Below are 6,911 nucleotides of genomic sequence, written 5' to 3' on the forward strand. Positions count from 1 at the left end.
ACGGTGCCTGGGTTGACCAGCTGGTAGGCGATGAAGCCGATCAGCCAGGCTACGGCCGGTTGCCAGCGGAACTTTGCCGTGTTCGAGACGTCCCAGCGCATCTTGCTGACCAGGAAGAAGTCGGCGATCGCGACCGCGAACAACGGGATGAAGACCGAGCCGATCAGGTACAGGAACTGCGTGTAGTTGCCCAGGTCAATGAACATCGCGATGCCAGTGGCGACGACTCCGATCGCGACCGAGATCCACCGGCGGTCGATGTGGCCGATCAGGTTGTGCAGCGACATCGTCGTCGAGTAGACGTTCGCGTAGGCCTCGTCGACCTCGTCCACGAGTAGCACGAACAGCGCGATCGCACCGGCCGGCAGCGTGACGAGCGCGGTGATCACGTTGTCGGTGTTCGTCTGCAGCGTCGCCACCGCGAAGACACCCAGCGCGTAGTAGATGATCGCGGCCAGACCGTAACCCAGCGCGGAGCTGCCGAACGCGGCCTTGTTCGTGCGGGAGTGCCGGGTGTAGTCCGCGGCCAGCGGCGCGAAGGACACCACGCCTGCCGCGGCCAGGTCCACCGCCGGCCAGAAGCCGTACACGTTGTCCTGCGGGAGGCTGTGCACGGGCCTGATGAGCACCTCGACGAAGAGGTACGCCGAGGCGATCAGCACCAGCCAGACCATGAACTTGCGCAGCAGCTTCACACTGCCCAGCGGACGAACCGCCATCGAGGTGGCGATCAGACCGGCCAGCAGAACGAACAGCCAGCGCCACCGCGGACCCGTCACGGCGACCGCGGCCTGCGAGATCACGATGATCTCCATCGTCGCCCAGCCGATGTTCTGCATGATGTTCAGCAGCGTCGGTGCCACTGACCCGCGCCGCCCGAAGATCCCCCGCAGGGCCACCATCGCGGGCGCGCCGGTGTGCGAGCCGAACACGGCCGAGCCCCCGAGCACGAGGGCGCCGAGCGCGCAGCCCACGATGATCGCGAGCAGCCCCTGGATCAGGGATCCGGTGTACGCCGCGACCAGCGCGCCGGTCACCGGCCCGAACAACGAGATTCCGAGGTTTCCCCAGAGCGTGAACTGCGGGAAGAACCCGAGCGTGCGCGGAGTATCCGTGGTGAGGACCAGCGGTGCCTCGGCGCTGTCCTCGGCGCGAACAGCTGTATCGGTCATGAGTGACCCCACTCCCTACGCCGGCATTACCCGGTCAGGTTCAGGCGGTCGGCGACCCAGCTGTCGCCCTCTCAGCCCGCGCTTCTCGGTGCGAGCTCCCGCATAGGTTTGTGCCGCCGAGTTTAACGCGTCAGCTATCCGAGGGAAGAGCGGCCGCTCGTTCTATGAGAGCGGCCAGCTCCGGGCCGTTCGTCACGACCGGCATGTGGGAGCCGGTGTCCAGCGTGCGGGCCTCGCCGTGACTGAGCTCCGCGAGCCGTTCGAGCCACTCCGCCGTGCACACCAGGTCGTACCTGCCCCGGACCAGTACCACCGGCGCCCGCACCTGCGGCATGACCGCCGCCAGGTCGTGGTGCCGCGACGCATCCCCGGCGCGAGCGATCGACGGCAGCGTGGTCCGCGCGTACTGCGGGGTGATCCGGACCAGCTTCGGTGCGTCCGGGATGGCCGAGCCGACGAGCCGGACGGCGCGGTCGACCCAGCTCGACATCCGCACGTCGCCGGTCGGCGCGATGAGGACGAGCGACTGGACGAGTTCCGGGTGGCGGATGGCCGTCTCGACGACGATCTGGCAGCTGGCCGAGTGGCCGACCAGGACTGCCCGCGCGCGGATCTTGTCGGCCAGCGCAACCGCCAGCGCCCGCGGGTGCAGGTCCTCCCGGGCGCCCGCGGGTTCGCCGTACCCGGGAAGCGTGACGACGTGGTACGGCGTGGTGAGGTGCTCGACGGTCCGCGCGTACGACTCGGGGCCGAGGCCCAGGCCGGGCACGAGGACGACTGGTGCGCTCACTCCCAGGGGGCCTTGACCGGTGGCGCCTTGACGACCGGGTTCGGCACCTCGGGCCGCAGTTCGCGGTATCCGAGGAAGAACCCGACGGCCAGGATCAGCAGGCCGAAGCCGCCCCAGCCGTACGCCGTGGGCAGCCGGTGGACCGCGCCGTCGTCGGACCCGAGGCCGGTGGACAGCACGATGATCAGCCAGACCAGGATCGGGATCGCCGACACCGCGACCAGCAGCAGACCGATCAGCTCGGCCGGCTTCGGGTTGGTGCCTGCCTTCCGGCGGGCCAGCAGGTCGCGGATCCACATCACCAGGCCGGCGACGCCGACGACCACGAGCAGCAGCTGGCCGATCGCGTCCAGTACGTCGGTACGCAGCGGGTGGTTCAGCGGCGAGCCCGGCGCCTGCGAGATGTCCCGGAGCGCGACCCGCTGGACGGTCAGGACGAGCAGGCCGTAGATCGTGGCGATGAAGGCCGCCAGCGCGAGGACGCGCGACACCCGGGGATCGGTCGCGGTCACGGGACGCCCATACGTCGGGAGCTCGTGCGGCTGCGGGTTCGCCGGGGGACCGTACGGCGCACCGGGGCGGTACGTCGGCGGCTGGTGGTACGCCGGGTTGGTCTCGTGGGGCGGCTGCGACCCGTACGGCTGCGGCTCGGCGTACGGGAACGGCTCCTGCGGCGGCTGATGGCCAGGGCCGTACGATCCACCGCCGTACGGCGTGGGCGGAGCGTAGTGGTGCTCCTCAGCGGGCGGCTGCTGCTTGCCGGGCTCGTTCTCCCGGCCGTACGTCGGGAAGTCCTGTGACGACATCGGCTGCTCCTCCCGTCCGTACCTAGTGTCTCAGGTGGCCTTTACTGTGGGCCAGGCGTTCGGCAGGCAGCCGGCCAGGCCCTTGGTCTGCTGCATCATCACCGGCGCGGGGGTCTTCGGCGTCGTACAGGTCGAGTGGCCGTGGCCGAGGGCGTGGCCGACCTCGTGGTTCACCAGGTAGCTGCGGTACAGCTCGACGTTGCCGTTGTACGACGGGATCGCGTAGATCCAGCGCTTCGCGTTCAGCACGACGCGGTCCTCGACGCGGCAGGACACCTCACCGCCGGTGTCGAGCGGGAGGCACAGCTGGTCGGTGAGCGACGGCGTGGCCAGGATGATGCGCAGGTCGGCGTCCGGCTTGTCGGTGCGCTCGAAGCTCACCGGGTGCAGCGCCTGCCAGCCGCGCGGATCCGTCAGCGTCTTGTGAATCGCCGCGGCCACCGCGGTGCCGTTCACCGTGACACCCTGCTCGATCTCCACGCGGTACGTGAGCTTGTCGCGCACGCCGTTCGCCTTGCTGAACCCGGGCACCACGGCGAGCTTCCCGCTGGACACAAGCACGTTCGGCTTCGCGCCCTTCGGCTTTCGCGTCAACGACGGCGCCGGCCGCTGCGGCGTGGTGAACTTCTGCGTCGGTGTTGCGACCGGCAACGGCGTCACCTCTGCCGTCGTGTCGACGACGTCATCCACCCCGGCCACCGCCTGCGACGCCAAGCTGTTGCGGTGGGCCACATCCGGATTCACCACCACCACGGTCGCCAGCACCGCCATCGCGGTCACCACCAGCCACTGCCCCCGGTACGACTTCCGCCGGCTGTGCCGCCCCCGCCGCCCAGACGTGTCCGCCTGCTGGCCGCGCCGCCGGGAGGTCATGACACTCGACCCTACCGATTGCTGCGGGGGCACGAAAGTCCGGTTTCACAGCACAACTCGCGACACCACCGCTACCGGCTCAACCCCGCCGAGTGCTAGAGAGAGCAGATGACGACGATGGGGCGGCTCGTCTTCGGTCGGCTGACCGAGGCTTGGCAGGGAGAGGCGACGGACTTCACCCCGTTGCTTGTGGACCGGCTTGACCAACTCGGTGCGGCCATCGGGGTCGAACTGACAGCAGCCGGTGAGGCCGAGGTGCTCACCACCGGTGGCCGACGCATCGATATCGTCGCTCAGGTCGCGGACGGTACCGAATTCGTGATCGAGAATCAGTACGGTCGCGCCGACCACGATCATCTGACTCGGGGACTCGCCTATGCCGTCGCCCGTCGTGCTCGCGGTCTGATCGTCGTCGCCGAGGAACACCGGGACGAGTTCCGTGCGCTGGCCGAATACCTTAACGACCTGGCAGTACTCGACCCAGCCCGCGGGATCAGCGTCTGGCTCGTCGAGGCACGGGCAGTCAGGGTCGACGAGAGTGCCTGGGCGCCGCTCTTCACAGCTGTGATCGAACCCAACGACTTCGCTGCCGAGGTCGAGCGGACCCGCCAGCCTGGCAACCTGTCGAGCCTCGACGAATTCGAGCGACTCAGTAGCCCTGACGTCTGGAGTGCCGCACGGCAAGTTGTCGCCGACTGGGACGCGTCCGGCCACCGGCGCCGGTTCGGACCGAACCATGTCGTACTCGAGGCGCGAGGTCCCGCGAAGAGCGGGGTCCGGACGGTTGTCGTGCTGTACACGGACGGGCGTGTCCTGGTGCCGTTCAGTTCGTACGGCGGCATGAACAGCGGTATCCCGGTCGACGCGCTTGTGACCGACGACTTTCGCCGGAGGGCAGATCAGTTGTTCGGGTTCAACGGATCTGAGCAGCTGGCCAGGACGTCGCCAGGTTGGTTGCGTCCGGAGCAGGTGCCGGACTTCCTCGGATTCTGCAAGGAGGTTGCCGCCGCGTACAGCGCACAGTTGGCGCGGCCGTAACAGACCGTTCTACCTCACTCTGACGTTGGGCGTCGCCCCTTGCTTCGGGTGAGCACGTGGGCGAGCGCGGGGACTGTAGTCGCATCGCGCGCTAGCGCGAAATCCGAGGGCGCCAGCCCGCACTTCCCGGCGCCAGCCGGTATTGATGCACCGGCGCTAGCCGGGGGGTGGGTGGGAGCGCGCGTAGTGGGCGCGGGCGAGGAGCGAAGCGACGAGGTGGCGGCTGCGTAGCACGCGTGGGTCTGCTTCAGGCTGTGCGGGTGCGGAGGAATTTTCCGAAGTGGGGGACGGTGAAGGCTACGGTGCCGCGTTCGGCTGAGAAGACGAGGCCTTTCTTGATCAGGCCGTCGCGGGCGGGGGAGAGGGACTGGGGCTTGCGGTTCAGGGTGGCGGCGACCTCGGAGGTGGGGACGGAGCCGTCGTCGACGCCGATGCCGAGCTCGGCCATCGCCCGCATGTACTCGCGTTCGGCGGGGGTGGCGCGTTCGTAGCGGGAGCCGAAGAAGCCGACGGTCAGTTCGGCGGACGCCTCGGGGCCGGCGACGGCGACGTCCTTGATCGTGATCGGTGAGGTCGGCGCGTGGTCCCAGGTGGAGTGCGCGAACGCCTGCACGAAGTACGGGTAGCCGTCGGTCTGCGCGTACAGCTCGTCCAGGGCCTCCTCGTCGTACTGCACGCCTTCGCTCTCGGCCGGGATCATGAGCGCGCGGTCGCACGCGTCCCGGGCCAGCCGGTCCACGCGGACGTAGCGGAACAGACGCTCCGAGTAGGACTTGCTGGCCGACAGTACGGCGGGCAGATGCGGCAGACCGGCACCGACGACGACCAGCGGGGCGCTCTGCTGGGAGATCTCGTGGCAGGCGGCGCACAGCGCGGACAGGTCGTCGGAGCTGATGTCCTGCATCTCGTCGATGAACAGACCGACCCCGACGGTCAGGTCGCCGGCCAAGTCAGCGGCGTCGGAGAACAGCTCGATCAGGTCCATCTCCAGGTCACCGGAGTCGGCCCGGCCCTTCGCCGCGGCCACGTCGACCGGCGGGTGCCAGCGGATCCCCTTCCGGTCGTTGGCCGCCGTACGGAGTGCAAAGGCCTTCAGTACGGCGCTGAATCCGTCGACCTTCTCGTCGTCGCGGTGTCGGTGGCCGAGCTCGCGCATCGCGGTGTGCAGCGCCTGCGCGATCGGCAGCCGGATGCTCTGGTCCGGCCGGGCCTCGATCTTCCCGGTGCCCCAGGCGCGCTTGATCGCCTGCGATCGCAGCGTGTTGAGCAGGACCGTCTTACCCACGCCCCGGAGGCCGCTGAGCACCAGGCTCCGCTCCGGTCTGCCTGCCGCGACCCGCTCGAGGACCACCTCGAACTGCCGCACCTCGATGTCGCGTCCGGCCAGCTCAGGCGGCCGCTGACCGGCGCCGGGCGCATAGGGATTCCGGATCGGATCCATGCTTTCACTGTATGAGGCCGTCTAGCGTTTTCCGTAGATTGACCGATCAACGACGAGAGCGTGTCGCTCGCGCTGTCTACGGCTTTCTAGTGAATTGAGTAGATTCCGATAGACACACCGAGCGAGCCGAAGACCACTAGGGTTCCGCCCATGGTGGAGTGGGCTCCGCAGGCAGGGGCGTTGTACGAGCGGGTGCATCAGCAGTACGTCGGTGGTGCGCGCAAGCTCGAGTCGCTGATCAACGAGCTGATCGGCGAAGAGGAAGGCATCAACTACCTGAGCGCGACGGCCCGGGCGAAGGATCCGGAGTCGTTCCTCGTGAAGGCGTCGAAGCCGCATCCGGACGATCCCGCACGGCCGAAGTACGACGACCCGCTGAACCAGATCACCGACCTGGTCGCGGCCCGGGTGATCACGTTCCTGGTGGAGGCCGTGGACCGGGTCTGCGAGGTGATCGAGGAAGAGTTCGAGATCGTCGAGCACACCGACATGGGCGCGCACACCCGGGCGCAGGGCGTCTTCGGGTACGCCAGCAAGCACTACCTGGTCCGGCTGAACGAGCACCGCCGCGAGCTGCCGGAGTACGCCGTACTCAAGAACCTGGTGATGGAGATCCAGGTCCGTACGGCGGTCCAGCACGCGTGGGCCGAGTTCGAGCACGACATCCGGTACAAGCTGGACATCCCGCCGGACCGCAAGCCCGAGTTCGACCGGAGGTTCCTGCTGGCGGCGGCGTTGATGGAGCTGGCCGACAACGAGTTCACCGAGATCGACCGGCTGTACCGCGAGCT

At 68.5% G+C, this 6,911-nt stretch carries 7 protein-coding genes and 1 riboswitch; of the genes, 2 read left to right on the plus strand and 5 right to left on the minus strand.

Annotation, left to right across the window (positions count from 1 at the left end; translation table 11 throughout):
• The 4 genes from VFF46_RS14100 to VFF46_RS14115 form a co-directional block, all read right to left on the minus strand.
• Positions 1 to 1,172: purine-cytosine permease family protein (locus VFF46_RS14100; protein WP_325037563.1), on the minus strand; the 1,172-nt coding region annotated here is incomplete at its 3' end.
• A riboswitch (TPP riboswitch) is annotated at positions 1,168 to 1,284 on the minus strand. (Overlaps the previous gene by 5 nt.)
• Positions 1,285 to 1,302: 18 nt before the next feature.
• Positions 1,303 to 1,962, minus strand: a complete 660-nt coding sequence (locus tag VFF46_RS14105; protein ID WP_325037564.1) for an alpha/beta hydrolase — start codon at positions 1,960 to 1,962, stop codon at positions 1,303 to 1,305.
• Positions 1,959 to 2,768: a hypothetical protein gene (locus VFF46_RS14110; protein ID WP_325037565.1), complete on the minus strand. Its 810-nt coding sequence runs from the start codon at positions 2,766 to 2,768 to the stop codon at positions 1,959 to 1,961. Before VFF46_RS14110 ends, VFF46_RS14105 begins: the two co-directional genes overlap by 4 nt.
• Before the next feature lie 30 nt (positions 2,769 to 2,798).
• Complete coding sequence (locus tag VFF46_RS14115) at positions 2,799 to 3,641, minus strand: DUF3152 domain-containing protein (RefSeq protein ID WP_325037566.1); 843 nt, start codon at positions 3,639 to 3,641, stop codon at positions 2,799 to 2,801.
• 108 nt (positions 3,642 to 3,749) lie between these two features.
• Between VFF46_RS14115 and VFF46_RS14120 the strand changes: the two genes are divergently transcribed.
• Positions 3,750 to 4,679, plus strand: coding sequence for a hypothetical protein (locus tag VFF46_RS14120; RefSeq protein WP_325037567.1), 930 nt, complete (start codon positions 3,750 to 3,752; stop codon positions 4,677 to 4,679).
• A gap of 247 nt (positions 4,680 to 4,926) precedes the next feature.
• On the opposite strand, the gene VFF46_RS14125 is transcribed toward VFF46_RS14120, so the two are convergent.
• Entirely contained in the window at positions 4,927 to 6,120 is a 1,194-nt protein-coding gene (locus tag VFF46_RS14125) for an ATP-binding protein (RefSeq protein ID WP_325037568.1), read from the minus strand.
• A 150-nt stretch (positions 6,121 to 6,270) separates the two neighbouring features.
• Between VFF46_RS14125 and VFF46_RS14130 the strand changes: the two genes are divergently transcribed.
• Positions 6,271 to 6,911: GTP pyrophosphokinase (locus VFF46_RS14130; protein WP_414673064.1), on the plus strand; the 641-nt coding region annotated here is incomplete at its 3' end.

The organism is Kribbella sp. (genome assembly GCF_035655035.1).
GTDB lineage: Bacteria > Actinomycetota > Actinomycetes > Propionibacteriales > Kribbellaceae > Kribbella.